General features: G+C 67.5%; 26 protein-coding genes. 11 read left to right on the top strand and 15 right to left on the bottom strand.

The annotated features are described in order from the left end of the window. Positions 1-45: 45 nt before the first annotated feature. The 7 genes from ACZ5Z0_RS07635 to ACZ5Z0_RS07605 form a co-directional block, all read right to left on the bottom strand. Positions 46-543: a CoA-binding protein gene (locus ACZ5Z0_RS07635; protein WP_464110582.1), complete on the bottom strand. Its 498-nt coding sequence runs from the start codon at positions 541-543 to the stop codon at positions 46-48. Next, positions 540-1,880: an O-acetylhomoserine aminocarboxypropyltransferase/cysteine synthase family protein gene (locus ACZ5Z0_RS07630; protein WP_464110581.1), complete on the bottom strand. Its 1,341-nt coding sequence runs from the start codon at positions 1,878-1,880 to the stop codon at positions 540-542. The genes ACZ5Z0_RS07635 and ACZ5Z0_RS07630 overlap by 4 nt, the downstream gene beginning before the upstream one ends. Beyond that, on the bottom strand, positions 1,880-3,079 hold the full coding sequence (gene sfnG / locus ACZ5Z0_RS07625) for a dimethylsulfone monooxygenase SfnG (RefSeq protein WP_464110580.1): 1,200 nt from the start codon (positions 3,077-3,079) through the stop codon (positions 1,880-1,882). The genes ACZ5Z0_RS07630 and sfnG overlap by 1 nt, the downstream gene beginning before the upstream one ends. Next, entirely contained in the window at positions 3,072-5,126 is a 2,055-nt protein-coding gene (gene acs / locus ACZ5Z0_RS07620; protein ID WP_464110749.1) for an acetate--CoA ligase, read from the bottom strand. Before acs ends, sfnG begins: the two co-directional genes overlap by 8 nt. Continuing rightward, positions 5,117-5,962: an ABC transporter permease gene (locus ACZ5Z0_RS07615; protein ID WP_464110579.1), complete on the bottom strand. Its 846-nt coding sequence runs from the start codon at positions 5,960-5,962 to the stop codon at positions 5,117-5,119. Before ACZ5Z0_RS07615 ends, acs begins: the two co-directional genes overlap by 10 nt. Beyond that, complete coding sequence (locus ACZ5Z0_RS07610; protein ID WP_464110578.1) at positions 5,962-7,014, bottom strand: aliphatic sulfonate ABC transporter substrate-binding protein; 1,053 nt, start codon at positions 7,012-7,014, stop codon at positions 5,962-5,964. The genes ACZ5Z0_RS07615 and ACZ5Z0_RS07610 overlap by 1 nt, the downstream gene beginning before the upstream one ends. Before the next feature lie 107 nt (positions 7,015-7,121). Continuing rightward, a complete protein-coding gene (locus ACZ5Z0_RS07605; RefSeq protein ID WP_464110577.1) occupies positions 7,122-7,973 on the bottom strand; it encodes an ABC transporter ATP-binding protein in 852 nt (283 codons plus the stop codon). A gap of 339 nt (positions 7,974-8,312) precedes the next feature. On the opposite strand from ACZ5Z0_RS07605, the gene ACZ5Z0_RS07600 reads away from it, so the two are divergent. The 7 genes from ACZ5Z0_RS07600 to ACZ5Z0_RS07570 all read left to right on the top strand — a co-directional run bounded on the left by ACZ5Z0_RS07600 (position 8,313) and on the right by ACZ5Z0_RS07570 (position 12,034). Further along, positions 8,313-8,738, top strand: coding sequence for a CoA-binding protein (locus ACZ5Z0_RS07600; protein ID WP_464110576.1), 426 nt, complete (start codon positions 8,313-8,315; stop codon positions 8,736-8,738). A gap of 88 nt (positions 8,739-8,826) precedes the next feature. Continuing rightward, complete coding sequence (locus tag ACZ5Z0_RS07595) at positions 8,827-9,702, top strand: polysaccharide deacetylase family protein (protein WP_464110575.1); 876 nt, start codon at positions 8,827-8,829, stop codon at positions 9,700-9,702. 51 nt (positions 9,703-9,753) lie between these two features. Further along, complete coding sequence (locus ACZ5Z0_RS07590; RefSeq protein WP_138767556.1) at positions 9,754-10,167, top strand: MmcQ/YjbR family DNA-binding protein; 414 nt, start codon at positions 9,754-9,756, stop codon at positions 10,165-10,167. After that, on the top strand, positions 10,164-10,712 hold the full coding sequence (locus tag ACZ5Z0_RS07585) for a DUF1990 family protein (RefSeq protein WP_464110574.1): 549 nt from the start codon (positions 10,164-10,166) through the stop codon (positions 10,710-10,712). The genes ACZ5Z0_RS07590 and ACZ5Z0_RS07585 overlap by 4 nt, the downstream gene beginning before the upstream one ends. A 14-nt stretch (positions 10,713-10,726) precedes the next feature. Further along, positions 10,727-11,329 (top strand): hypothetical protein, encoded by a 603-nt coding sequence (locus tag ACZ5Z0_RS07580; protein WP_464110573.1) that lies wholly within the window; start codon positions 10,727-10,729, stop codon positions 11,327-11,329. A 51-nt stretch (positions 11,330-11,380) separates the two neighbouring features. Beyond that, complete coding sequence (locus tag ACZ5Z0_RS07575; RefSeq protein ID WP_464110572.1) at positions 11,381-11,698, top strand: putative quinol monooxygenase; 318 nt, start codon at positions 11,381-11,383, stop codon at positions 11,696-11,698. A 42-nt stretch (positions 11,699-11,740) separates the two neighbouring features. Next, a complete protein-coding gene (locus ACZ5Z0_RS07570; protein WP_464110571.1) occupies positions 11,741-12,034 on the top strand; it encodes a DUF503 domain-containing protein in 294 nt (97 codons plus the stop codon). A gap of 138 nt (positions 12,035-12,172) precedes the next feature. On the opposite strand, the gene purL is transcribed toward ACZ5Z0_RS07570, so the two are convergent. From purL to purS, 3 genes are read right to left on the bottom strand one after another with little or no spacing between them, the layout of a single operon-like run. After that, complete coding sequence (purL, locus tag ACZ5Z0_RS07565) at positions 12,173-14,506, bottom strand: phosphoribosylformylglycinamidine synthase subunit PurL (RefSeq protein WP_464110570.1); 2,334 nt, start codon at positions 14,504-14,506, stop codon at positions 12,173-12,175. Beyond that, complete coding sequence (purQ, locus tag ACZ5Z0_RS07560; RefSeq protein ID WP_464110569.1) at positions 14,503-15,261, bottom strand: phosphoribosylformylglycinamidine synthase subunit PurQ; 759 nt, start codon at positions 15,259-15,261, stop codon at positions 14,503-14,505. The genes purL and purQ overlap by 4 nt, the downstream gene beginning before the upstream one ends. Position 15,262: 1 nt before the next feature. Then, positions 15,263-15,514 (bottom strand): phosphoribosylformylglycinamidine synthase subunit PurS, encoded by a 252-nt coding sequence (gene purS, locus ACZ5Z0_RS07555; protein WP_011690410.1) that lies wholly within the window; start codon positions 15,512-15,514, stop codon positions 15,263-15,265. A gap of 279 nt (positions 15,515-15,793) precedes the next feature. On the opposite strand from purS, the gene ACZ5Z0_RS07550 reads away from it, so the two are divergent. Both ACZ5Z0_RS07550 and ACZ5Z0_RS07545 read left to right on the top strand, forming a co-directional pair. After that, on the top strand, positions 15,794-15,979 hold the full coding sequence (locus tag ACZ5Z0_RS07550) for a hypothetical protein (RefSeq protein WP_464110568.1): 186 nt from the start codon (positions 15,794-15,796) through the stop codon (positions 15,977-15,979). 301 nt (positions 15,980-16,280) lie between these two features. Beyond that, on the top strand, positions 16,281-19,535 hold the full coding sequence (locus ACZ5Z0_RS07545) for a S8 family serine peptidase (RefSeq protein ID WP_464110567.1): 3,255 nt from the start codon (positions 16,281-16,283) through the stop codon (positions 19,533-19,535). 72 nt (positions 19,536-19,607) lie between these two features. Here the strand turns inward: ACZ5Z0_RS07545 and ACZ5Z0_RS07540 are convergent, their stop codons facing one another. From ACZ5Z0_RS07540 to ACZ5Z0_RS07525, 4 genes are all read right to left on the bottom strand, one after another. Next, positions 19,608-19,988 (bottom strand): serine protease inhibitor, encoded by a 381-nt coding sequence (locus ACZ5Z0_RS07540; RefSeq protein ID WP_464110566.1) that lies wholly within the window; start codon positions 19,986-19,988, stop codon positions 19,608-19,610. Beyond that, positions 19,985-20,953, bottom strand: coding sequence for a 3-methyladenine DNA glycosylase (locus ACZ5Z0_RS07535; protein ID WP_464110565.1), 969 nt, complete (start codon positions 20,951-20,953; stop codon positions 19,985-19,987). Before ACZ5Z0_RS07535 ends, ACZ5Z0_RS07540 begins: the two co-directional genes overlap by 4 nt. Further along, positions 20,940-21,512, bottom strand: a complete 573-nt coding sequence (locus ACZ5Z0_RS07530) for an SSI family serine proteinase inhibitor (RefSeq protein WP_464110564.1) — start codon at positions 21,510-21,512, stop codon at positions 20,940-20,942. The genes ACZ5Z0_RS07535 and ACZ5Z0_RS07530 overlap by 14 nt, the downstream gene beginning before the upstream one ends. A gap of 102 nt (positions 21,513-21,614) precedes the next feature. Beyond that, positions 21,615-22,115 carry a MarR family winged helix-turn-helix transcriptional regulator gene (locus tag ACZ5Z0_RS07525; RefSeq protein WP_464110563.1) on the bottom strand — a complete coding sequence of 167 codons (501 nt, stop codon included), beginning with the start codon at positions 22,113-22,115 and terminating at the stop codon, positions 21,615-21,617. 75 nt (positions 22,116-22,190) lie between these two features. Here ACZ5Z0_RS07525 and ACZ5Z0_RS07520 point away from each other — a divergent pair, with 75 nt between their 5' ends. Together ACZ5Z0_RS07520 and ACZ5Z0_RS07515 are read left to right on the top strand one after the other, a co-directional pair. Further along, complete coding sequence (locus ACZ5Z0_RS07520) at positions 22,191-22,415, top strand: hypothetical protein (protein ID WP_138767544.1); 225 nt, start codon at positions 22,191-22,193, stop codon at positions 22,413-22,415. A gap of 221 nt (positions 22,416-22,636) precedes the next feature. After that, positions 22,637-22,843, top strand: coding sequence for a hypothetical protein (locus ACZ5Z0_RS07515; RefSeq protein ID WP_464110748.1), 207 nt, complete (start codon positions 22,637-22,639; stop codon positions 22,841-22,843). A 76-nt stretch (positions 22,844-22,919) separates the two neighbouring features. On the opposite strand, the gene ACZ5Z0_RS07510 is transcribed toward ACZ5Z0_RS07515, so the two are convergent. Further along, positions 22,920-24,278 carry an aspartate kinase gene (locus ACZ5Z0_RS07510; protein WP_464110562.1) on the bottom strand — a complete coding sequence of 453 codons (1,359 nt, stop codon included), beginning with the start codon at positions 24,276-24,278 and terminating at the stop codon, positions 22,920-22,922. Positions 24,279-24,320: the final 42 nt, after the last annotated feature.

Here is a 24,320-nt window from a genome sequence, read left to right as displayed (position 1 = left end):
CCGCCCATTCGATCACATCCGTGAGGGCGGCTCGGGTGGGTGCGGCTAGGCGAGGACCTGGCGCCTGGCGGAGATGACCCCGGTGTCGAAGCCGGCCAAGTGCAGGCCGCCGTGGAACCGGGCATGTTCGATCTTCACGCAGCGGTCCATGACGACGTCGAGCCCGGCAGCTTCGGCTTCCTTCGCCACGTCCTCGTGCCACGACCCGAGTTGCAGCCACAGCGTCTTGGCGCCGGCTGCGATGGCCTCATCCAGCACACCGGGCAGGTCGTCGTGTTTGCGGAAGACGTCCACGATGTCGGGACTTTCCGGCAGGTCCGCGAGCGAGGCGTACGTCGGTTGGCCCAGGATTTCCTTCACCACCGGGTTCACGAAGTACACCTTGTAGCGGGTGGAGGACTGCAGATAGGTCGCCACGAAGTAGCTCGCGCGGGACGGCTTGTCCGAGGCTCCCACAATGGCGATGGACTTCGCCTGCCGCAGCAGATTCCGTCGCTCAGGGGCCGAGGGTCCGGTCCAGGTCCTGGTTTCTTCCGTGCTCACGCGTTTGCTCCAATCGTGCAGGTGTCGGCCGACAGTGCATGCGGATCTGCCGTCTCCGACGCGGCGTCCAGGGCCTGGTCCAGGTCCCAGAGGATGTCCTCGATGTCCTCGAGTCCGATCGAGATGCGGACCAGGTCCTCGGGGACGCCGGCGGATTCGAGCTGTTCCGGGCTGAGTTGCTGGTGCGTGGTGGAGCCGGGATGGATCACGAGGGTCCGCGAGTCTCCGACGTTGGCCAGGTGCGAGGCCAACTGCAGGGACTCGATGAATTTCTGGCCGGCGGCACGTCCGCCCTTCACACCGAACGAGAACACCGATCCGGGTCCTAGCGGCAGGTATTTTTGCGCCCGTTCGAAGTGCGGGTGGGAGGGCAGGCCGGAGTAGTTCACGTAGGCCACGCGCTCGTCCGCCTCCAGCCATTCGGCCACAGCCTGGGCGTTTTTCAGGTGTTCGTCCAGGCGCTGGGGGAGGGTTTCGACGCCCTGCAGCAGCTGGAAGGCCGACTGCGGGGACAGGGCGGGGCCGATGTCACGCAGCTGCTCGCAGCGCAGCTTGGTGAGGAATCCGTACTCGCCGAAGTTGCCCCACCAGGAGACGTTGCCGTAGGACGCCACCGGTTCGGTCATGGTCGGGAATTTCCCGTTGCCCCAGTCGAAGCGGCCGCTCTCGACGATCACGCCGCCGAGGGTGGTGCCGTGGCCGCCGAGGAACTTGGTGGCGGAGTGGATCACGATGTCCGCACCGTGCTCGATCGGCCGCACCAGGTACGGGGTACTCAGGGTGGCGTCGACGACGAGCGGGATGCCGGCGTCGTGCGCCACCTTCGCGAGCCCCTCCAGGTCCTGGACCTCGGAGGAGGGGTTGGCTACCACCTCCACAAAGATCGCCTTGGTGTTGTCCCGGACGGCCGCGGCGTAGTCCGCCGGGTCGGTGCCGGCGACGAACGTGGTGTCCACGCCGAAACGGCGCAGCGTGACGTCCAGCTGGGTGACCGTGCCGCCGTAGAGCTGGGAGGCCGCGACGATGTGGTCCCCGGACTGGGTCAGCGCGGCAAAGGTGATGAACTCCGCGGCCATGCCCGAGGACGTGGCCACGGCGCCGATGCCGCCCTCGAGGGAAGCGATCCGTTCCTCGAAGGCGGCAACCGTGGGGTTGCCGATCCGGGAGTAGATGTTGCCGTACTTCTGCAGCGCGAAGAGGTTGGCGGCGTCCTGGGTGTCCTTGAACACGAAGGACGTGGTCTGGTAGATCGGCACCGCACGGGCGCCGTGCTCGGCGTCCGGGGTGCCCCCGGCGTGCAGGGCGCGGGTGCGGAACCCGAACTTGCGGTCAGCCATTATGCGTTCACCAGCTTGCCGGTAGCGCCGGTCGCGGCCGGGGTGGGGACAAGTTCGGTGCCGTTCTTGCGGGCGAGATCGGCCTCGAGTTCGCGGACGATCGGCAGGATGTCCGTACCGAACGCTGCCACCTCCTCCTGGAAGTGCAGGTACCCGGTGAGGAACAGGTTCACACCGATTTTCTTATACTCCACGATCCGCTCGGCGATCTGCTCCGGGGTACCGATCAGCTGCGTCTTGAAGCCGTCGTTGTACTGGACCAGGTCCTCGAAGCTGGAATCGGCCCACATGCCCTTGCCGTCCCTGGTGGACGCGCCGGCCTCCTGGACGGCAGCCCGGAAACCTTCGACGGCGGGCTTGTGCGCCTTCTCGACGATTTCGCGGAGGGTGTCCCGGGCTTCCTTCTCGGACTCGCGGGCGATGACGAAGCCGTTCAGGCCAAACTTCGGGGCGGCGAGCCGGCCCTCGGTCCCGCGCCTGGCCTCAGCTGCGGAGGCCACGACGCCGGCAATGTTCTCCTTGAACCCTTCGAGGTCCTTGCCGTTGGAGAAGTACCAATCGGCGACCCGGCCGGCCGTGGCCTGCGCCGCGGTGGAGTTGCCGCCGAAGAAGATCTCCGGGTGCGCGCGTCCCGGCACGTCCACGGGGGCCGGCTGGAGGGTGAAGTCGGTGATGTTGTAGTACTTGCCGGACTGGCTGTAGTCCTGCTCCGTCCAGAGCCCGCGGAGCACCCGGATGAACTCCTCAGTGCGGACGTAGCGTTCGTCGTGCTCCAGCCATTCGAGGCCGAAGTTGGTGAACTCGTCCTTGAGCCAGCCGGAGACGATGTTCACGGCGGCGCGGCCGTTGGAGATGTGGTCCGCGGTGATGATGTATTTCGCCAGCACGCCGGGGTGCCACATGCCCGGGTGGACGGCGGAGATCACCTTGAGCCGCTCGGTCGCGGCCAGCAGGGCGAGGCTGAACGAGGTGGCCTCGTGCTGCTTGTCCGCGCCGTAGGAGGCGGCGTACCGGGTCTGCGTCAGGGCGTATTCGAAGCCGGAGTTCTCCGCGATCCGGGCAAGCTTCTTGTTGTACTCGAAGTCCCAGCCGGTGCGCTGCTCGATGGTGGAGACCACCAGGCCGCCGGAGACGTTCGGGACCCAGTAGGCGAACTTGAGCGGTTCGGAAAGACGGGCGGCGCTGCTGATGTCAGTCATGGGTGTTCCTTACTTCCGGGGTATTTCGGGTCCGCAGGACATCCTGGATGTCCGCGATGGATGGTTCGTTTTGGAGCGAGGTGGTGTCGCCGAGCGCAGTGCCCTCGAACAGCTGGGTCAGCAGCCGGCGCATGATCTTGCCGCTGCGGGTCTTCGGCACATCCGGCACGACGACGACGTCGCGCGGCTTCGCGATCGGCCCGATCGCCGTTGCGACGTGAGCTCGGAGTTCGGCGGCGATTTCCTCGCGCCGCTTAGACACACTCGCTCGTTCCTCGCTCGCGCGATGCGCGGCTACCGAGGAAATCGCCGCCGAATCCTTCAGAACGACAAACGCGACGATCGCGTGTCCGGTCTTCGGGTCCGCGACGGGGCACACGCCGGCCTCCACCACGTCGGGGTGCGAAACGAGGGCCGATTCGATCTCGATGGTGGAGAGGAGGTGTCCGGAGACGTTCAGGGTGTCGTCCACCCGCCCGAGAATCCAGATGTCGCCGTCGTCGTCGTACTTGGCGCCGTCGCCGGCGAGGAACCAGCCCTGCTCGGCGTACTGCCGCCAGTAGGAATCGAAGTAGCGCCGCGGGTTGCCCCACACGGTCCGGGCGATGGCGGGGCCGGGGGCGTCCACCACGATGAAGCCCTGGACGCCCGGCGGGACGGTGTTGCCGGCGTCGTCCACGATCCGGGTGCCGACGCCGGGCAGCGGCCGGGCGGCGCAGCCGGGTTTGAAGTCGGTGTCGGTCGGCGCGGGGGAGAGGATGGTGGCGCCGGTTTCGGACTGCCACCAGGTATCCACAACGGGGGCGGTGCCGGCTCCGACGTTCTCCCGGAACCAGCGCCACGCCTCGGGGTTGACGGCTTCGCCGACGGTGCCGAGCAGCCGGATGGAGGACAGGTCGTACGTGGCCGGGACGCCGTCCGGGAACCAGCCCATCAGCGAACGGACCAGGGTGGGAGCGGTGTAGTACTGCGTGACGCCGTAGCGCTCGATGATCTCAAAGTGCCGGCCCGGGTGCGGAGTGTTCGGGGTGCCCTCGAAGATCACCTGGGTGGCGCCATTGGAGAGCGGGCCGTAGAGCTCGTAGGTGTGGGCGGTGACCCAGGCGAGGTCCGCGGTGCACCAGTGGACGTCCCGGTCCCGCAGGGCGGGGTCCGGATTGCTGAAGAGGTGCTCGAAACTCCACGACGCCTGCGTGAGGTAACCGCCCGAGGTGTGGACCAGGCCCTTGGGTTTGCCGGTGGTGCCGGAGGTGTACATGATGAACAGCGGTGTTTCGGCGTCGAACGCCTCCGCTTTGTGGACCTCGGAAGCGCGTCCGACGACGTCGTGCCACCACACGTCGCGTCCCGCGGTCATCGGGACCGTGTGCAGGAACTCCGGTGCGGTGGTCCTGTTGACCACCAGGACGTGCTCGACCGCATTGTCCCCGGCAACCGCAGCGTCTGCGTTTCCCTTGACCGGCACGGCTGCACCGCGGCGGAACTGCCCGTCCGTGGTGACCAGCAACTTGGCCCCGGTGTCCTCCACCCGGAACTTGAGCGCCTCGGCAGAAAAACCGCCGAAGACGAGCGAATGGATGGCGCCGATCCGGGCCACCGCCAGGGTGATGATCACCGTTTCCGGGATCACCGGGAGGTAGATGACCACCCGGTCGCCCTTGCCGATGCCGAGCTCCAGCAGGGCGTTGGCGGCCTTGGAGACCTCGCGCTGCAGTTGGGCATACGTGACGGTGCGGCGGTCGCCGGGCTCGCCCTCGAAGTGCAGTGCCACCTTGTCCCCGCGTCCCGCCGCTACATGGCGGTCGACGCAGTTGGTGGCGACGTTGAGCCGGCCGCCGTCGAACCAGCTGATCTCCGGACCGGTGCCGGCGTCGACGTCGGCTGGGACCCGGCGGTGGGCGGTGTGCCAGGGCTTGCCGGAGCGGTCCGGGGATCCGGCGGGGGCGTCCGCCCAGTCGAGGCGCAGCGCGGCGGCTTCCCAGAAGGCGATGCGCTCGGCCTCCGTCTGCGGTGTGTGCAGGGCAGGGTCCGTCAGGGTCACGCCCATCGTTTCACCGCCCATTTTTCGGCCAGGCCCAGCAGCGCGTCGGTGATCTTGCCGATCCCGGCCAGCAGCACGATCGCCAGCAGGAGCCGGTCCGTGCGGCCGTTGTTCTGGGAGTCCGTGAGCAGGAAGCCGAGTCCCATCGAGGAAGCGATGAGTTCGGCCGCCACCAGGAACAGCCAGGCCTGGGCCAGGGCCAGCCGGAGGCCGGAGAACACGGCAGGAACCACGGCCGGCAGTTGGACAGTGGTCAGCAGCTTCACGCCGTTGAGCCCGAACGCTCGAGCCGCTTCCACCAGGTTCCGGTCCACGTGGCGCAGCGCCAGCGAGACCGTGGTGAAGACCGGGAAAAACGCGCCGATCAGGATCAGGGTGATCTTGGAGTCCTCGCCGATCTTCATCCAGAGGATGAGCAGCGGCACCCAGGCCAGCGAGGGGACCGCCCGGAGGGCGCCGATGGTCGGCGCCAGCAGGGCGTCGGCGAACCGGGACAGGCCCACGAGCGATCCGAAAACCAGCCCCAGCGCGGCGCCGGCAGCAAAACCGATCAGCACCCGCTGGGTCGAGATCGCAATGTGCTGGCCGAGCTGCCCGCGCTGCAGCAGGTCCAGGCCGGCCTCCAGCACCATGGCCGGCGGTGGGAGCTGGACCACGCTGAACACCCCGGCAGCTGTAGACAGCTGCCAGGCGGCCAGCACCGCCACGGGGATGAGCAGGCCAAGGAGCAGACGCGCCCAGCCGTTGGCGAGGATCCCCGCCCGGGACGCGGAAGGTGCGGGGAGGGCTGCAGCTCGCCGGCTGCTGTTGCCGGTAAGGGCGAGGGTATCGAGGCGTGTCATTACGAATCCTTGATGGCGGACGCATCCGCCTTCTTCACCAGCGAGTCATCGAGCAGGGAGGCGACGGCGTCGTCGATCTGTTTCTGGCTCGCGACGTCCCCGGTCTCCACGAACGTCGGCCCGATCTTGGCGAGCACCTTGCGCTGCGCCTCGCCCGGGGCCGGGTTGACATTGAGGTTGCTGCGCTGCAGCACCACGGTCTTCGCGACGGCGGGGTCCAGTCCGGCCGCGTCGGCGAGGATCTGCGCGGTTTCGTCCGGATTGGCCGCGGCCCAGGCCCGGGCCTTCTCGTAGGCGTTGACGACGGCCTGAGCCTGCTTCGGCTTGTCCTTCAGGAAGGATTCCGTGGCGTTCAGGAAGCCGTAGGTGTTGAAGGAGAGGTTCCGGTAGAACAGCGTGGCGCCCTTCTGCTCCGCGCCCGCCATGATCGGGTCCAAGCCGGACCAGGCGTCAACGGAGCCGTTTTCCAGGGCGGCGCGGCCGTCCGCGTGCTGCAGGTTCTGCACCGTGACGTCCTTCGCTGAGAGCCCGGCCTCGGACAGGGACTGGAGCAGGAAGAAGTACGGATCCGTGCCCTTCGTGGCGGCCACCGACTTGCCCTTCAGATCCGCCACCTTGCTGATGCCGGAGCCCTGCTTGGTCACCAGGGCCGCCCATTCGGGCTGGGAGAAAATGTCGATGGCCTTGATCGGCGAACCGTTGGCCTTGGCCAGGAGCGCGGCGGAGCCGGCGGTGGAACCGACGTCGATCGCGCCGGACCGCAGGGCCTCGTTGGCCTTGTTAGAGCCCGCCGACTGGATCCACTTGACGGTCACGCCCTGGTCCTTCAGGGCCGTCTCAAGCCAGCCCTTCTTCTTGATCACGAGGCTCAGCGGGTTGTACGTGGCGAAGTCAATGTTGAGGGCGCCACCCGCGGCGTTGGAACCGGCGGTCGGCTGGCCGGAGCCTTCGCCGGCCACGCAACCGGTGAGGGCCAGGGCTGCGGAGACGGCCGCGGCGGTGAGGAACGCGCGGCGGGAGGCGCGGCGGGTGATGTTGCGGGCGACAGACATGGAGGTTCCTTTGAGAACGGTGAGAACGGTGCGGATGGGGAAAGAGTGGGGGCGGGCGCGGCAGGCGCTTCCCGCGGCGCGTCCGGCCGGTGCGGGAAGCGGTGCGGTTAGTGGCCGTCGACGCCGAGGCTCGCCAGAAGCGAGGCCCGCAGCCGGGCCAGCTCAGCCGAGGCCCGGTCGCGCGGGCGGTCCCCGGGCACGTCGACAGTCCGGATGATCGTGGCGCCCGGCGCCGCAACGGCCGGCCCTGCGCTGTTTTCCCGGCCCAGGACGATGATGCGGTCGGCAAGCTGGAGAGCCTCATCGACGTCGTGGGTCACGAGCAGCACGGTGGTCGGCTCGGCCCGGTGGACCTCCAGGAGCAGGTCCTGCATCTTGATCCGGGTCAGGGCATCGAGGGCGCCGAAGGGTTCGTCAAGCAGCAGCACGCCGGGGTTCCGGGCCAGGGCCCGGGCCAGCGAGGCGCGCTGGGCCATGCCGCCGGAGACCTCGCGCGGCCGGTGCTTGGCGAAGTCCTGCAGGCCCACCAGTCCGAGGAGCCGTGCAACCTTGGCTTTGCCCTCGCGGGCGCTGACGCCGGTGGGCAGGCCGATAGCGATGTTGGCCTGCAGGGTGTGCCACGGAAGCAGGCGCGGCTCCTGGAAGGCGAAGGCACAGCGGGAATCCACACCCTGGACCGGAGCGCCGTCGATCTCCACGGTCCCGGAACTGGGGGCGTCGAGGCCTGCCGCGGCGCGCAACAGGGTGGATTTTCCGCAGCCTGACGTGCCGAGGATGGCGAGGACTTCTCCGGCGCGGACGTCGAAGTTCACGTCCCGCAGCACGGTGTGCGTCTCGGCACCCGAGCCGAAGGCCCGGCGCAGCCCGCGGAAGGACACCGGCAGGGCAGGGGTAGGGTGGGGCACCCCGGGGGCGTCGGCGGACGCCTCGGTCGGGGAGGGGGACAGGACAGCAGTCATAGGGTTACTCCATCGGTCCTGGCAGTAGCACCCTACGGAACGAGCCTCCGGCCGGATCGTCGGTCCGGCCGCTCCCGTGGCTCGTTGCCTTGCTGTCGGCGGATTCCGGGGAGGAACTCCGACGACCAGGGTTGCTGCGGCTTCATCGATCCAGGTCTCTCGGCCGCTCGGGATGGTCACTACCCACTAAAACGGAAATGCCGGGTTACCCCAAATCCGCCGCGTAATATTCGGACATTCCACCGCCCAGAGCGGTCCATCGGCCGATTGTTCGGGACACCCTCCCCGGCGGCCGGTGCGCTGCGGCCCGGCCGCCGGGGTGAGACGTAGGCTGTGCAGATGACCCACGTAAACGACCCTGCAGTCATCGAACGGCTCTTGCGCACCAAGGGAAGGTGGGCGATCGTGGGCCTGACCACCAACGAATGGCGTGCCGCCTATGACACCTCCCTGTACATCCGGGACCGGCTTGGCATGGAGATCATCCCGGTCAACCTTCCGGCCGACCCTGTCCACGGTGAGACCGGCTACGCCAGGCTGGCCGACATCCCGGCGGCCAAGCATCCCCTCGACGTCGTGGACTGCTTCGTGAATTCCCGGAAGGTAGGCGACGTGGTGGACCAGGCGATCGCCGCCGGAGCCAGGGCCGTCTGGCTGCAGCTGGGAGTGATCGATGAGGCTGCCGCGGCCCGGGCCACGGCGGCGGGCCTGGACGTTGTTATGAACGCCTGTCCGGCCCAGGAAGCTCCGCGTTTCGGTCTCTAGACGAAGCCTGCGGTTCGCTGCCCCGGCCGGACACTTTGCTCTGCTACTCTTCTGCCGACACCCCTCCCGTCGAGCCCAGGATTCCCGCATGTGCGAAGTGCACCAGCCCGCGTTGCAGGCCCGTCCCGGGCGCCGGGCAGCGTTGGGGTTCCTCGGCGCCTCCCTCGCGGCGGCTTTGGCTGGATGCTCTGCTCCGGAACCCACCACGACGGGTGCCGCAGCGGACCCCTCCGCCCCCGGTCCTGCGCTGCCGACGGCGCTGACCCCTGAACGCTCAACAACCGCGGCGGCGGCGGCCCCGGAGACCCTGCGGCGCCCGGTCGGCAAACGCATCCGGCGCAGCTTCATCCCGGATTTCAAGCTGCCCCCGGTTCAGAACGGCCTTGCGCCTGTCCTCACCAAGATTGAGACGAAGCATCCCGTTGTATTCCTGACCATCGACGACGGCGTCACGCGGACCCCGGAAATGGTGGACCTCATGACCGACTACGACTATCCCGCCACCATCTTCCTCACCCGAAACTTTGTGCAGGCGGATCCTGGGTTCTTCAAACAGTTCGCCGCCCAGGGGAGCCTGGTGGAGAACCACACCGTGAGTCACAACACCAACATGGTCACGCAGCTGGGCTACCCGCAACAGCTGGCGGAAATCAACGGGATGCAGGACTACGTCCAGCAGCAGTTCGGGCGCCGCCCCACACTGTTCCGTCCGCCCGGGGGCGCCTACTCCTCGGTCATGCGACAGGCAGCCGCGGCTGCGGGCATCAAGGCGATCGTCACTTGGGAGGCGAAAGCAAACGCCGGTCGGATGGACTACCAGTACGGCAATGCCCTGCGCCCGGGGGACATCGTGCTGATGCACTTCCGGCCGGGGTTCGCGGCCGACCTGGCCGCGTTCCGGGCCGCCCAGCAGGCCGCCGGCCTTGAGGTCGTGCTGCTGGAAGACTTCCTCGGCGTCGACTGAACCGGCCCGCGCGGGCCGGAGAATGTCGGTGGACGAAAGTAGGGTTAATCCATGAATGTCGCCGCGCTCCGCCGGATCTGCCTAGGCTTCCCCGGCGCCTTTGAAGACTTCCCCTTCGGCCCTGAAACTTCGGTCTTCAAGGTCCGTGCAGCGGTGGCCGGCGGGAGCCGCCACGAGGCCAAGATGTTCGCCCTGTCCGCGATGGACCCGGACGACTTCGCCGTGAGCCTGAAATGCGAACCGGCCCTCGCCGAGCAACTGCGGTCAGCCCACCCGGAGATCACGGGTGCCTGGCACCTGAACAAGCGTCACTGGAACGGGGTGCGGCTGGACGGCGCACTGCCCGACTCGATGGTCCGGGACATGGTGGAAGACTCCTATGACCTCGTGGTCGCCACCCTGAGCCGCCGCCAGCAGGAGCAGCTTGGCTGGGCCCGCCTCGCCGGCGGGGAGGACCGGACGTGAACGCCCGGCGGATCGCCGGCGGGGAACTGAACTATGACGGAATCGGGGCCACCGAGAGCGGTGTGCTGCCCGAAGGCAGCGCCGGCGTCGTCATCCAGGCGTATGTGGGCGACGGCGAAGCCGCCTACCGCCGCGCCGTGCAGGGAATGCTGACCTGGCAACTGCAAAAGCGGGCCGGGCTGCGCGTCCGTGCCGAGTCCGACGTCGTGCTTCCCGGGACGCGCGTGGTGAGCGGCTTCGGCGTCGGCCCGTTCCGGATTGACGCGCCCTGCGAGGTGGTCTGGGTGCGCCGGCCGGTCCCCGGCGGCGGTCCGCAGTCCGCCGGGTTCGGCTACGGGACGCTGCCCGGGCATCCGGTCCGGGGCGAGGAGTCGTTCGAAATCTCGCTCGACGAAAAGGGCCTGGTCCTGATCCAGATCACTGCCTTCGGTGTGCCCTCGAACTGGTTCTACGCGGCCGGCGGCGCCGTCACCGCCCGGGCGCGCCGGCTGGTCACTTCCCGATACCTTAGGAGTGCACAGGAACTGGCCGCAGGTGTGAACTGATCAGGAGCAGGTGGATGCTGAACCAACAGACCCTTGACCGATTGTGGAACTTTGACGACCCGGGCCTTTCGGAGTCCCGCTTCCGCGCGGCGATCGCGGATCCGGCGTACGACGACGACGAACGGGCTGAGTTCGCCACCCAGCTGGGCCGGGCCATTGGGCTGCAGGGGCGGTACGAGGAAGCCGACGCTTTGCTGGACTCGATCGACGGCGACGAGCCCACGGTGGCCGTGCGGGTGCTGCTGGAACGCGGCCGGGTGCTTAATTCCGGAGGCCACGCCGAAATGGCGGTTCCGCTGTTCGAACAGGCCGCAGAGCTCGCCGATCACCTGGGCGAAGAATTCCTGGCCGTCGACGCCCTGCACATGCTGGCGATCGCGGACACCGCCCACGCCGAGGCCTGGACCCGCAGCGCCCTGGAGTACGCGTCCACGGTGCATGATCCCCGGACCAAGCGGTGGATGGTGGCGCTGCACAACAACCTCGGCTGGACCCTGCACGACGCCGGACGCTGTACCGAGGCGATGGTGGAGTTCCAGCTTGCCGAGCAGTGGGCGGAACGGGTGGGCACCCCGCAGCAGCAGGAACGGGCCCGGGCGGCCATCGACGCCTGCTGAGGCTCTGCCAGAATTGAACCTCCGGAATTCCCGATTGAAAGGCAACAGCCCGTGATCTTCATCGTCGTTAAATTCAAGGTCAAGCCCGACTGGTCCGAGCGCTGGCTCGGCCTCGTGGACGGTTTCACCCAGGCCACCCGCCAGGAGCCCGGCAACCTGTGGTTCGACTGGTCCCGCAGCGTGGACGACCCCAATGAGTTCGTGCTGGTCGAGGCCTTCAAGGACGACGCCGCTGGCGACCACGTCAACAGCAGCCACTTCAAGCAGGCCATGGCAGACATGCCGCAGGCGCTGGCCGAAACCCCCCGGATCATCAGCCGCCAGCTCGACGGCGACGGCTGGGACCGGATGGGCGAGCTCACTATCTGACCCGTCCAACTCCGCTCCAGCAATCGATGGGAAAATTCAGGCATGTGGATCGGCTGGATTGAACTTGATGTCCTCTTGGGCGATGTGCACAGCCTGAAGGAGAAACGCTCCGTGGTGCGGCCCGTGCTGGCAGAGCTCAAGCGCCGCTTTGACGTTTCGGTGAGCGAGGCCGAGTACCACGACCAGTACCGGCGCACCGTAATCGGCGCAGGGCTCGTGGCAGCGGACCGGGCCCACCTCGTGGACGTGCTGGCCGCCGTCGAACGCTTCGTAGCCGCGCGGCCGGAACTCGAGCTGCTCAGCGCCCGGCAGCGGGAACTCCGCAGCGACGACTAAAAGCAACGCGGGGTCACTAGGCGCCCATCCCGAGGGGATTTTTGGGCGGTAAGTGACCCCGCGTTGGTTGCTGGGTGGGTGGGCCCACGCCGCCAGGGTTCCCTGGCCGAGCTTGCGAGGCGAGGGAGGCGGTGGGGACTAGCCGAAGTACTTCGGCAGCGTCCCCTCGTGGGCTTCGCGGAGCGCGTCGAGGTCCAGGGTGTCGACGCCGTTGATCTCCAGCTTGCCGCTCTCGGCGTCCACGACGCCGATCCGGACGTGTGCGAAGCCGCGGGCCGTGCACATGTCCTTGAAACGGATCTCCTCGGACCGGGGCACCGACACGATGGCGCGGGCCTGGGACTCGGAGAACAGCGCGGTGAACAGGTCCACGCCGTCGCGGTCCAGCACGTCCTGGAGCGAAATGCGGGCTCCGACACCATAGCGCAGCGAGGACTCCACGAGAGCCGCCGCGAGGCCGCCTTCGGAGAGGTCGTGCGCGGCGTCCACCATGCCGTCGCGCGAGGCGTTGATTAGGATTTCGCCGAGTTCGCGTTCGGCGGCCAGATCGACCGCCGGCGGCAGGCCACCGAGGTGTCCGCGCAGGTTGGACCATTCCGAGCCGTCCAGTTCCGCCGCCGTCGTGCCCAGCAGGTAGATGGCCTGGCCGTCTTCCTTCCAACCCGAAGGGGTGCGGCGGGCGACGTCGTCCAGCTTGCCCAGCACGGCGACCACGGGGGACGGGTGGATGGGAGTGGTGCCGGTCTGGTTGTACAGCGAGACGTTGCCGCCGGTGACCGGGATGCCGAGGACCATGCAGGCATCGGACAGGCCGCGGATGGCTTCGGCCAGCTGCCACATGACGTCGGGATCTTCCGGGGAGCCGAAGTTCAGGCAGTCGCTGACGGCCATCGGCACGGCGCCGGAGGTGGCGACGTTGCGGTATGCCTCGGCCAGCGCCAGCTGCGCGCCGTGGTACGGGTCGAGGTACGTGTAGCGGCCGTTGGCGTCGGTGGCCAGAGCCACGCCCAGGCCGGTTTCCTCGTCCACGCGGACCACGCCGGCGTCGTCCGGGAACGCCATGGCGGTGTTGCCGCCGACGTAGCGGTCGTACTGGTTGGTGATCCAGGACTTGCTGCACATGTTGGGCGACGCGACGAGTTCGGTGACCGCGGCGGCCAGCTCAGCGGGGGCGGCCGGGCGGCCGGTGTCCTGCACGGAGCCTGTGAAGGAGTCGGCCTGGACGGAGTCCTGCCATTCCGGGCGGGCGTACGGGCGGTCGTAGACCGGGCCGTCGTGGGCGACGGTGCGAGGGTCGACGTCGACAATCACCTCGCCCTCCCAGGTGATGATCAGGCGGCCGGTGTCGGTCACCTCCCCCAGCCAGGAGTACTCCACGGCCCACTTGTCCATCACCGCTTCAAACGCGGCAATGTTCTCCGGAGTGACCACGGCCATCATGCGTTCCTGCGACTCTGACATGAGGATCTCGCCCGGCGTCAGGGTGGGGTCGCGGAGCAGGACGGAGGTCAGCTCGACTTCCATGCCTCCGTCGCCGTTGGAGGCGAGCTCGGACGTGGCGCAGGAAATACCCGCGGCGCCGAGGTCCTGGATGCCCTCAACGAGGGAACCCTTGAACAGCTCCAGGCAGCACTCGATCAGGACCTTCTCGGCGAAGGGGTCGCCCACCTGGACGGCAGGGCGCTTGGACGGCTTGGTGTCATCGAAGGATTCGGAGGCCAGCACGGAGGCGCCGCCGATCCCGTCGCCGCCGGTGCGGGCGCCGAAGAGCACGACCTTGTTGCCTTTGCCGGAGGCGTTGGCGAGGCGGATGTCCTCGTGCCGCATGACCCCGACCGCGAGGGCGTTGACCAGCGGGTTGCCCTGGTAGACGGAGTCGAAGACCATCTCGCCGCCGATGTTCGGCAGGCCCAGGGAGTTGCCGTAGCCGCCGATGCCGGCCACGGCGCCGTGCATGACGCGGGCGGTGTCCGGGTGGTCGATGGCGCCGAAGCGCAGCGGATCCATCACGGCCACCGGGCGGGCACCCATCGAGATGATGTCGCGGACAATGCCGCCGATGCCGGTCGCGGCGCCCTGGTAGGGCTCCACGAACGACGGCGAGTTGTGCGACTCGATCTTGAACGTCACCGCCCAGCCGTCGCCCAGGTTCGTGACACCGGCGTTCTCGCCGATGCCCACGAGCATGTCCTTCTTCATCTCCTCGGTCACCTTTTCGCCGAACTGGCGCAAGTGGTTCTTGGAGGACTTGTAGGAGCAGTGCTCGCTCCACATCACCGAGTACATGGCGAGCTCGGCGCCGGTCGGGCGGCGGCCCAAGACCTTGACGACCTCGTTGAATTCGTTTTCCTTCAGGCCCAGCTCGGCCCAGGGAAGGTCGACGTCAGGGGTCCTCGCCGCATTCTCCACGGTGTCGATGTTGAACTTCCTGGCGGTCTGCTCGGGCGCCGCCACTGCCGGGGTCTCCGTCATTTGTTGTCTCCCACGATCGTGTTCAGGACAGAGGTGAAGAAGCCGAGGCCCTCGGTCCCGGCGCCCGTCTCCGGGCCGAAGCCGGTCTCGACGGCGTGCTCGGGGTGCGGCATGAGGCCCACGACGTTGCCGGCGGCGTTGGAGATGCCGGCAATGTCGCGGCGTGAGCCGTTCGGATTCCAGCCGACGTAGCGGAACACCACGCGGCCCTCCGCCTCCAGGGCGTCGAGAGTCTTCTCGTCCGCGATGTACTGGCCGTCCTGGTTCTTCAGCGGCACCGTAATCTCCTGGCCGGCGGCGTAGTCGCGCGTCCAGTCGGTGGCGTTGTTTTCCACCCGCAGGATCTGGTCGCGGCAGAGGAACTTCAGGTGGTCGTTTTTGATCATCGAACCGGGTAGCAGGTGCGACTCCGTCAGGATCTGGAAGCCGTTGCAGATGCCGAGGACGGGCAGCCGGGCGTCCGAGTTGGCGGCGTCGATGATCCTGGCCATCAGCGGCGCGAAGCGGGCGATGGCGCCGGCACGGAGGTAGTCGCCGTAGGAGAAACCGCCGGGGATCACGACGGCGTCGACGTCGCCGAGGCTGGTGTCCGCATGCCAGAGCGCCACGGGGGTGGCGCCGGCCAGGCGGACCGCGCGTGCGGCGTCGCGGTCATCGAGGGTGCCAGGGAAGGTGACGACGCCGATCCGCGCACCGGCGAGCCTGGGCTGCGCGGCGACGGCGACGGCCTCGCCGATCAGGGGGAGTTCAGTCATCTCAGGCCTCGACGACCTCGACGTTGACGACGTCCTCGATGACCGGGTTGGAGAGGAGGGTTTCCGCCGCGTTCCGGGCCTGGGCCAGGATCTCCTCGGTCACCTCGCCGTCGACGGTCAGTTCGAACCGCTTGCCCTGGCGGACAGAGCTGAACGCGGTGAAGCCCAGGCGGGGCAGTGCACCCACGATGGCCTTCCCCTGCGGGTCGAGAATCTCGGGCTTGGGCATGACGTCGACAACGATCCGGGGCATCCGGTAACTCCTGTGCGTGAGCATTGGGTAAGGGCGCAGCGGAGTAGTGCCGTCTCACGCCGGTCCGTTATCCGGTGAGGACAACTGTGTTGAAGGACAACATGGAACGGGCGCTCCGCGAGCTTGCACGCTCATTCTACCGGGCCCCGCGGGTCCCGCCGTATTCGTGACCAGGCGGCGGCAGCGGCGCCCCGGGCGGCGCCCGGCTCCGGCGCGCCAGCGTTCTCCGCTGTGGGCGTTCCTATGGTCTGCGACGATGGCGCTCAGTAGGATGTGGGGATGGCTGAGAAACAGAGATCCGTCCTGCTTCCCGTGGTCGCTGCCGCCGTCTTCGCGGGCCTCGGCCGGATGGTGTTGCAGAAGATCAAGGCCGACCGTGCGTACCGGGCTAGCAACGTGGCCGGCCCGCTGGACGCGAAGACCAAAGCCTGGATCAGCGAGGTTGTCCGGACGCCCCGCCAGTAGCCCCCGCCAGCCGTAAGCGTGTAACAACCCCATATTGCCCCGCCGCCGGGCGGGACCCAGCCGGGATGGCACGGCCATCCCGGCTTTGCCATGCCCCGGAACGACTGGCCTTGTCGACCAATATGACCAAACCAGATTTGTTGTTGTGTTCTATGTCATATCCGGCTCTCGGTCTGTACTGTATGAATCGGCTGGTATCCGCCGGTGGGCGAGAGTCAACTCCTGTTCCCGCTTCCCGAACCAGCCCGTCGTCCCCGGCAATGGCGCCGGGACCGTACCCTCTGAAAGGTTCTAATCACTCGTGAAATCACCAGGAAAGAGCTTCCTTCGAAGCGGGGGACTCCGGAGGGCAGCGGCGCTGACCCTGGGCTTGCCGGTTCTCCTCTCCACAGTCGCTATCGCGCCCGCCACCGCCGCGCCGGGCCAGGGCTCCGCCGTCGCAGGGATCGCGCAGAAGAATCTCGACCCCGCCAGCTACTCGGATGGCCGCTACATCGTCGTGCTGGCCGAGAAACCAGCGGCCACCTACGACGGCGGAACACCGGGCCTTGCGCCCACCAAACCCGAGTCGGGCAAGAAGCTGGATACTAAGAAGCCAGCCGTCCGGCAGTATGAGGCCCACCTTGAGCAGAAGCAGAACGAGGTAGCGGCGCAGCAGAACGTTGCGATCAAGCGCAGCTTCACCTCGGCGGTCAACGGCTTCAGCGCGAACCTGACCTCGGACCAGGCCATCAAACTGGCCAAGAACCCGGACGTGCTGGTGGTTGCCCCCGATACGGAAAACGCGCCTGACTATTCGAGCACGGACTTCCTCAAGCTGAGCGGCGCCAACGGCACCTGGAACACCAAGTTCGGCGGCCAGGAGGCCGCCGGCAAGGGCGTCGTCGTCGGTGTCATCGACACCGGCTACACGCCCGGCAGCGCCTTCTTCGCCGGTGAAGAGGTAAAACCGCTGGTTGGCGACCCGGTGGTTGGAGTGCCGTACCGCACCAGCGACGGCAAGATCGCCATGCTCAAGTCCGACGGCGACACTTTCATCGGCGAATGCCAGAAGGGTGTAGGCACCGGCGCGGACTTTGACGGGTCGGCCTGCAACTCGAAGGTGCTTGCCGCGCACTACTTCGCCGATGATTTCCTCAAGTACGTCACCCCGGAGAATCGGTCGCCATTGGAGAAGATCTCCCCGGTCGACGTCGCCAGCCACGGCACGCACACGGCCAGCACCGCCGTGGGCAACGCCAACGTGGAGACGTTCGTTGACGGCCGCAGCTTCGGCCTGACCAGTGGCATGGCCCCGGCCGCCAAGCTCTCTGTGTACAAGGTGTGCTGGGAGGACACGAATCCCAACACGGGCGGCTGCTACTCGTCGGCATCCGTGGCCGCCATTGACCAGGCCGTTGTGGACGGCGTTGACGTCCTGAACTACTCGATCTCTGGCTCCACGACCACCACCACGGACCCGGTCTCGATGGCCTTCCTGTCTGCTGCTTCCGCGGGCATCTTCGTCGCTGCCTCGGCGGGCAACTCCGGTCCCACCGCGAGCACCGTCAACCACGGCGCACCCTGGCTGACCACGGTCGCCGCCAGCAGCTTCTCCCAGGAACTCCAGGGCACGGTGGAATTCGCCGATGGCACCAAGTTCCGCGGCGCAAGCATCATGAACCGCGAGGTCAAGGGCGCCGGCATTGTCCTGGCTGCCAACGCCGCCGCCACCGCCGGAAACGCCAACGCCGCGCTCTGTGGCCCGGATACGCTGGACCCGGCCAAGGTCGCGGGCAAGGTTGTGGTGTGTGACCGCGGTGTCTTCGACCGCGTTGCCAAGAGCGCAGAGGTCAAGCGCGGCGGCGGCGTCGGCATGATCCTGGTGAACCTGAGCAACTCCTCCCTGGACACTGACAAGCACTCCGTCCCGACCGTGCACGTGAACCCGCCGGCCACCGACGCTATCAAGGCCAAGGTGACCGCCAATCCGGCGATCACCGTGTCCCTGGTCAATAAAGACACCACCGGTCTGCCGCTCGAGGCCCAGCCGCAGATTGCCGGCTTCTCCTCCCGCGGCCCGCTGCTCGCCACCGGCTCGGACCTGCTGAAGCCGGATGTCGCCGCTCCCGGCGTTGCCGTCCTGGCCGGCGTCTCACCGATCGGTACGGGTGGGGACAACTTCGGCTTCATGTCCGGAACCTCCATGGCAGCACCGCACGTGGCCGGATTCGGCGCATTGATCCTCGGCAAGAACCCGAAGTGGTCCCCGGCCATGGTCAAGTCCGCAATGATGACAACCGCCAGCGACGTCAAGCTCGCCAACGGAAGCAAGGACACGGACGTTTTCGCAACGGGCGCAGGCGAGGTGGATCCGGCACGCGTGCTGGATCCGGGCCTGGTCTATGACGCCAACGACGAGGACTACCTGAAGTTCATCCAGGGCACCGGCGTCGACCTCGGCATGCCGGACCTGGGCAGCACCAAGCCCCGGGACATGAACGTTCCGTCCTTCGCGCTGGGCAACCTCACGGGCAAGATCGAGGTCACCCGCACCCTGACCGCACTGACCCCGGGCACCTACCGGGTCAAGACTGATCTCCCGGGGGTCAAGGTCACGGTGACGCCGTCCATCCTGACCTTCGGCGCGGCCGGAGACAAGAAGACGTTCAAGGTGTCCTTCGAGAACCAGAACGCTGCTCTCGGCAAGTTCGCCATGGGCACACTGACCTGGCAGGGCGCCAACAAGAACGTCTCGTCCCCGATTGCGGTCCGCCCGCAGGCGGTGGTCGCTGCATCTGACGTAGCGTTTGTTTCCGAGGGCGGCAACGGTTCGGGTGCCATCAATGTGGTTTCAGGAAGCAACAACCCGATTAACATGACCTTGGACGGGCTGTCCAAGGCGGACTCCTCCGCTATTGAACTGGTCCCGGGTGACGCGATCCTTGGCGCAGACGCGTCGAACTTCGGAAAGACCGTCCAGGTACCTGCCGGCGCCCCGCTGGCCAAGTTCTCTGTGCTCTCTTCGGATCCGAACGCGGACTTCGACATGTATGTGGTGAACCCGGCGAACCAGCTGGTGCAGGTCGCCACCTCGTCGGCGAGTGAGTCGCTGTCGATCCCCAACCCGGCTCCGGGAACTTACCGGATCTTCGTCAACCTTTTCGCCAGCCCGAATCATCAGGCCACGAAGGCGAGCGTGGACGCCGCCGTCTTGGGCGCCAACGTTGGAAACGCCACCCTGAGCCCCAATCCGCTGCGGCTTGCCAACGGCAAGTCCGGGCAGGTCACGCTGAACTGGAAGGGCCTGGCGGTGGGGTCCTACATCGGTCGAGTGACCTACGCCGGCGCCAGCGAGCCGACGTTCGTCAGCGTTCTGGTCACCCCGGCCGGTGCCGTGGTGGTTCCGCCGACGTCTGAGGACCAGGACAGCAATGACGGTCCCGGCGACAGCGGTGACGCCGGAAACAGCGGCAAGGACCACCAGGCGAAGAAGGACAAGGGCAAGAAGGTGAAGAAGGAGAAGGGCAAGCTCCAGAATGGTGACCTGCTCAAGGCACCGAACAACGCCGTCTAGGCGCGTCAACACCTGAAAACAGCAATGGCCGGCGGTCGGTACCGCCGGCCATTGCCGTTTAAACCAGGGGCCTCAGCTGGCGCCGGTTGATCCCGCGGTGCCGCCCAAAAGCGGCGCGAGGGCACGCCAGCGGGCGATTTCGCAGCCATCCGTGCGGCTGAATTCGCAGTGGACTTCCCGGCCCAGATAGCGCCCGGTGACCACCGCCACCTGCGGGCCGCCGTACTGCTGGGTGCACAGCTTCGGCGGTCCGGGCACGGGGAAAAAGATGTCCTCGCCATGCTGGCGGAGGGCCTCAAGCGCGGCAACGGAGTCAGGCAGGGTGGAGACGGCGGTGGGGGCGCCGCCGTCGGCGACGAGCCGGAAGGTGTGCTCCGGGGTGCCCGGCGCCTCCGTCAGGCGGATCGAGAGGTCGACATCGTGCGGGGCGGTCGCTCCGGCGGGATCGGTCATAGGGGTCCTTCCTGGGCTGCGGGGAGCGGGGGAGCCGCGGCGCCGGCAGCCGTCAGCAGCGGCGCGAGTTCGAGCAGCAGCCGGCGGCGCAGGTCCTGCGATGCGGCGGCGAACGCCCGCTGCTGCTCCACGTATTCGGCTTTTCCGTCCGGCGTTTCGATCCGGATGGGCGGATAGCCCCACTCGCTCAGCTCGTAAGGGGAGGCGCGCATGTCCATGGCGCGGATCCGCCAGGAGAGCTCGAAGCAGTCCATGACCAGCTCGCTGGGCAGCACGGGTGCCAGCTTGTACGCCCACTTGTAGAGGTCCATGTTCGCGTGCAGGCAGCCGGGTTGTTCCATGCTGCGCTGGTTCTCGCGGCTCGGCTCCAGGGTGTTCAGCGGCACGGCGTCGGGGGTATAGAACCGGAAAGCGTCGAAATGCGAGCACCGGATCCGGTTGTCCTCGACCACCCGGTCCGTCCGCTCGGAACCCAGCCGCAGTTTCAGGTACTCGTGCCGCAGTTCGAACTTGTCCTGCCGGTAGACCATGGCCCACTCGTGCAGCCCGAAGCAGCCGAACTGCGCAGGCCGTGCGGCCGTACCCGCCAGGATGATGCCGGCAAACTGCACGGCGTCGCGGCGTTCGCTGAGGAACCGTTCGACGTCGACCGTCACCGCATCCGTGTCCGGCGCCAGGCCCGCAGCGTCGAGTTCGCTGGCGTCGGGAATCCGGTAGTATTTCCAGCCCGAGCGCACCGCTGCCGCCGCTCCGGAGAGCACGACGCCGGCGCCGGGATGCCAGCGCAGCAGTTGGCCGGGCTTTTGGGTGTAATAGGTGAAGAGGAAGTCCTCCACCGGGTGTTTTTGGCCCGCCGACCTCCGGGCGAGGTAGGGATCGGCGTAGGTGCGGACGCGCTGGACGTGGGCGGCTTCGCGCTGGAGCCACTCGTCCTGCGGGAGGTGCTGCAGTTTAGACAGTCCCACCGGTGGATCCCAGGATGTCCTTGGCGGCCTTCCACTGTGCGATCTCGCAGCCGTCCCGCAGGCTGAACTTGGCTTCGACAGCCTTGCCGTCCACGGAACCCGTGACGGTCGCCTCCTCCGGTCCGCCGTACTGCTGGGTGCAGACCTTGTCCGTAGGCCGCGGGGCGGGGCTGAGCAGGGCCGCGTTCGCCTTCAAGGCGGCGCAACCTGCGGCGGCGGTCGGGTGCTGGCTTTCCGCTGCCGGGACACCGTTCTGGCACACCAGCGTATAATTCGTTGCCTTCCCACCTTCGGCGGACGTGACCATGATAGCGAGTTCGGCGTTGCCCTGCCCGGGTCCGGCTGTGGGGGCGGCAGCCGAAGGCGACGGCGCTGTGGCGGTGGTTTCCGTGTCGGCGGACGGCGTTCCCGAGCCCGGGCTGCTGGCAGAAGGCGAAGCTGAGGCGGAGGTGGTGCCGGTGGGCGAGGCGCTCGGCGTAGGCCCGCCGCCGGGTGCGCAGGCGGCCAGTCCGGCGGCCGTGATCAAGGCGAGCAGGGTGGGGATCAGGGTCTTACGCATGGTCGGCTCTCCTCGGTTTCACTCATTCTAGCGCCGCCCCAACGCCGCACCGCTGCCGCATCGCTGCCGGGGGAGAGGGGGTGGGGCTGTGTCCGCGGCGGCCTAGCCGCCGTGGCCCTCGTCCGCGGCCCGGGTGGCCGCGATGAGGCGCATCATCGAGGCATGCAGTTCGCCGACCTGCTCGCGGTCCAGGCCCAGCCGCGCCATCATGGTGCCGGGCACCGCCGTCGCCTGTTGCCGGAGCGCCGCCCCGCGGGGGGTCAGCCGCACCGCGAGGCTACGTTCGTTGCCTTCGGCCCGTTGCCGCGTGATGTAGCCTGCCGCTTCCAGCCTCCGCAGCAGTGGCGAAATCGTGGCGGGTTCCTGGGCGAGGGCATCACTGATGTCGCGGACGGTGCGGGGGCTCGATTCCCACAGGCACAGCATCACCAGATACTGCGGGTGGGTGAGGCCCAGCTTGTCGAGCACCGGCTTGTAGGCGCCCACGACGCTGCGTGAGGCAACGGTCAGGGCGAAACAGAGCTGGTGTTCCAAGAGGAGGTCCTCGTCCACGGGGGTGGTTGTGCCCAAGGTGGTTGCGGAGTCGGTGTCGGCGATGGCCATCAGGCCTCCTTCGAATAGTTAGTGCGCTAATGATTAGCGTACACTGGTGCTACGTCCGTTTCGAAGGAGTGGGTAATGGCCAAGGAAAACACCGCCCAGCGGTTCATGCGTGCGACCGGGAAGCTGCGGGCAATTTTCGGCCCCGCCAGCCGGACCTCGATTGGCCATGAGATGACGGAGCAGAACCGCCAGCTGCTAGCCCAGCGGCAGGCCGAGACTCAGCAGTGGGAAACCCTCCACCGGCCGGACGGCAGCACCTATGTGGTGCCCCGCAACCCTCAGGACAAGTCCCTGCGCTAGACCGACCCGCGGCCTGGTCGACCTGCGGCCCGGTCGACGTCGGGGCCGGATCGACGCCGGGGACCCGCTGCGCGGGACCTTTCCCGCCGTCGTCCGCCCTGCCCTTTTCGCCGCCGCCGGGCGTAAAATGAGGGCACTGGCGCCGCCCGCGCCACCTTTCGCTTGGCCTGTCAGCAGGAAAGGGGGTGGGAAATATGGCACGTGCACTGAGGGCGGCTGCATTGCGTCGGCATCTGCACCCGTCGTCTTGGGCGCGGTTCCTTTTTGGCCCTGCTTCGCGCGGGGATTATGCCGCGCCGGTCGTGCATCGGCACGATGACTTCGAGCAGGCCTCGGAGAGTGATCTCTCCGGCTTCGAAGTCGAGACCGACTCGCAGGGACACCACTATGCGGTCCGTCGGGAGGACCTCCCGAAGGAGCAGGTCTAACCCGCCCGGTGGCCGGACGTGAAAGGGAGCAGCTAAGTAGCTGCTCCCTTTTTGTGTGCGGTGCTCCGGCGCTGTCCTAGCGGCCCGTGCCGCCGTAAACCGTAGCCTCGTCCTCGCTGTCCAGGTCGAAGGCCTTGTGGATGGCTCGGACGGCGGCGTCCAGCAGGTCGGCGTGGGTCACCACCGAGATGCGGATTTCCGAGGTGGAGATCATGTTGATGTTGATGCCCGCCTCGGAGAGTGCGGCGAAGAACCGTGCGGAGACGCCCGGGTGCGAACGCATGCCGGCGCCGATCAGGGAGAGCTTGCCGATCTTCTCGTTGTATTCGATGTTCTCGAAGCCGATCTCGGCCTGGGCGGCGCGGAGGGCGGCGAGGGCGTCGGCGCCCTCGACGATCGGCAACGTGAACGAGATGTCCGTCCGGCCGGTGCCGTGGGTGGAGACGTTCTGGACGATCATGTCGATGTTGGAATGCGCGTCGGCGATGACCTGGAAGATGGCCGCAGCCTTGCCGGGGATGTCCGGAACGCCGACCACCGTGACCTTGGCTTCGGACCGGTCGTGCGCAACGCCGGAGATGATTGGCTGCTCCAAGGCAACTCCCTCTTGAATCGTGATCTTGTCATCGGCGCTGGGCAGCACCCAAGTGCCTTCGTTCTGGCTGAATGAGGAACGGACGTGCAACGGCACCCCGAAGCGGCGGGCGTATTCCACGCAGCGCAGGTGCAGGATCTTGGCCCCCGAGGCCGCTAGCTCGAGCATTTCCTCACTGGAGATGCGGTCGATCTTCCGGGCGGACGGAACAACCCGCGGATCCGCGGTATAGATCCCGTCAACGTCGGTGAAAATCTCGCAGACGTCGGCGTCGAGGGCGGCGGCCAGCGCCACCGCGGTGGTGTCCGAGCCGCCGCGGCCCAGCGTGGTGATTTCGTGCGTGGTGCGGCTCATCCCTTGGAACCCCGCGACGATGGCGATGTGCCCCTTGTCCAGGGCCGTGCGGATCCGGTGCGGGTCGACGTCGATGATCCGGGCCTTGCCGTGGATGCCGTCGGTGATCATGCCGGCTTGGGAACCGGTGAAGGACTGGGCCGAGGCGCCGTACTTGTTGATGGCCATCGCGAGCAGGGCCATGGAGATGCGCTCGCCGGCGGAAAGGAGCATGTCCATTTCCCTGGCCGGGGCGGAATCGGTCACCTGGGCAGCGAGGTCGAGGAGTTCATCGGTGGTGTCGCCCATGGCCGACACGACGACGACGACTTCGTCGCCGGAATTGTGGGCGTCCACGACGCGCCGGGCGACCCGCTTGATCCCGTCCGCGTCCGCGACGGAGGAGCCGCCGAACTTCTTCACCACCAGGTGTTTGGTGGCGCCAGGCTTCACTGGCAGTTGCAGCGGCTGCGTTCCGGGATGGACTTCGGTAGTGGACAAACTCATGCGCGCACCCTCACTGGATCATCGGGGTTCTGGGCCAGCCAA

It is taken from the genome of Arthrobacter sp. T2-23 (assembly GCF_055398325.1).
This window is presented reverse-complemented; position numbering and strand designations above follow the sequence as displayed.

What these genes read in the sequence shown, in the direction of transcription:
- purQ (WP_464110569.1), bottom strand. Translation starts at nt 15,261, where the DNA reads ATGACTGAACTCCCCCTGATCGGCGAGGCCGTCGCCGTCGCCGCGCAG.
- ACZ5Z0_RS07630 (WP_464110581.1), bottom strand. Translation starts at nt 1,880, where the DNA reads ATGGCTGACCGCAAGTTCGGGTTCCGCACCCGCGCCCTGCACGCCGGG.
- sfnG (WP_464110580.1), bottom strand. Translation starts at nt 3,079, where the DNA reads ATGACTGACATCAGCAGCGCCGCCCGTCTTTCCGAACCGCTCAAGTTC.
- ACZ5Z0_RS07530 (WP_464110564.1), bottom strand. Translation starts at nt 21,512, where the DNA reads ATGCGTAAGACCCTGATCCCCACCCTGCTCGCCTTGATCACGGCCGCC.
- ACZ5Z0_RS07615 (WP_464110579.1), bottom strand. Translation starts at nt 5,962, where the DNA reads ATGACACGCCTCGATACCCTCGCCCTTACCGGCAACAGCAGCCGGCGA.
- ACZ5Z0_RS07550 (WP_464110568.1), top strand. Translation starts at nt 15,794, where the DNA reads ATGGCTGAGAAACAGAGATCCGTCCTGCTTCCCGTGGTCGCTGCCGCC.
- acs (WP_464110749.1), bottom strand. Translation starts at nt 5,126, where the DNA reads ATGGGCGTGACCCTGACGGACCCTGCCCTGCACACACCGCAGACGGAG.
- ACZ5Z0_RS07580 (WP_464110573.1), top strand. Translation starts at nt 10,727, where the DNA reads ATGCTGAACCAACAGACCCTTGACCGATTGTGGAACTTTGACGACCCG.
- ACZ5Z0_RS07605 (WP_464110577.1), bottom strand. Translation starts at nt 7,973, where the DNA reads ATGACTGCTGTCCTGTCCCCCTCCCCGACCGAGGCGTCCGCCGACGCC.
- ACZ5Z0_RS07595 (WP_464110575.1), top strand. Translation starts at nt 8,827, where the DNA reads ATGTGCGAAGTGCACCAGCCCGCGTTGCAGGCCCGTCCCGGGCGCCGG.
- ACZ5Z0_RS07570 (WP_464110571.1), top strand. Translation starts at nt 11,741, where the DNA reads ATGTGGATCGGCTGGATTGAACTTGATGTCCTCTTGGGCGATGTGCAC.
- ACZ5Z0_RS07590 (WP_138767556.1), top strand. Translation starts at nt 9,754, where the DNA reads ATGAATGTCGCCGCGCTCCGCCGGATCTGCCTAGGCTTCCCCGGCGCC.
- ACZ5Z0_RS07525 (WP_464110563.1), bottom strand. Translation starts at nt 22,115, where the DNA reads ATGGCCATCGCCGACACCGACTCCGCAACCACCTTGGGCACAACCACC.
- ACZ5Z0_RS07510 (WP_464110562.1), bottom strand. Translation starts at nt 24,278, where the DNA reads ATGAGTTTGTCCACTACCGAAGTCCATCCCGGAACGCAGCCGCTGCAA.
- ACZ5Z0_RS07540 (WP_464110566.1), bottom strand. Translation starts at nt 19,988, where the DNA reads ATGACCGATCCCGCCGGAGCGACCGCCCCGCACGATGTCGACCTCTCG.
- purL (WP_464110570.1), bottom strand. Translation starts at nt 14,506, where the DNA reads ATGACGGAGACCCCGGCAGTGGCGGCGCCCGAGCAGACCGCCAGGAAG.
- ACZ5Z0_RS07610 (WP_464110578.1), bottom strand. Translation starts at nt 7,014, where the DNA reads ATGTCTGTCGCCCGCAACATCACCCGCCGCGCCTCCCGCCGCGCGTTC.
- purS (WP_011690410.1), bottom strand. Translation starts at nt 15,514, where the DNA reads ATGCCCCGGATCGTTGTCGACGTCATGCCCAAGCCCGAGATTCTCGAC.
- ACZ5Z0_RS07520 (WP_138767544.1), top strand. Translation starts at nt 22,191, where the DNA reads ATGGCCAAGGAAAACACCGCCCAGCGGTTCATGCGTGCGACCGGGAAG.
- ACZ5Z0_RS07600 (WP_464110576.1), top strand. Translation starts at nt 8,313, where the DNA reads ATGACCCACGTAAACGACCCTGCAGTCATCGAACGGCTCTTGCGCACC.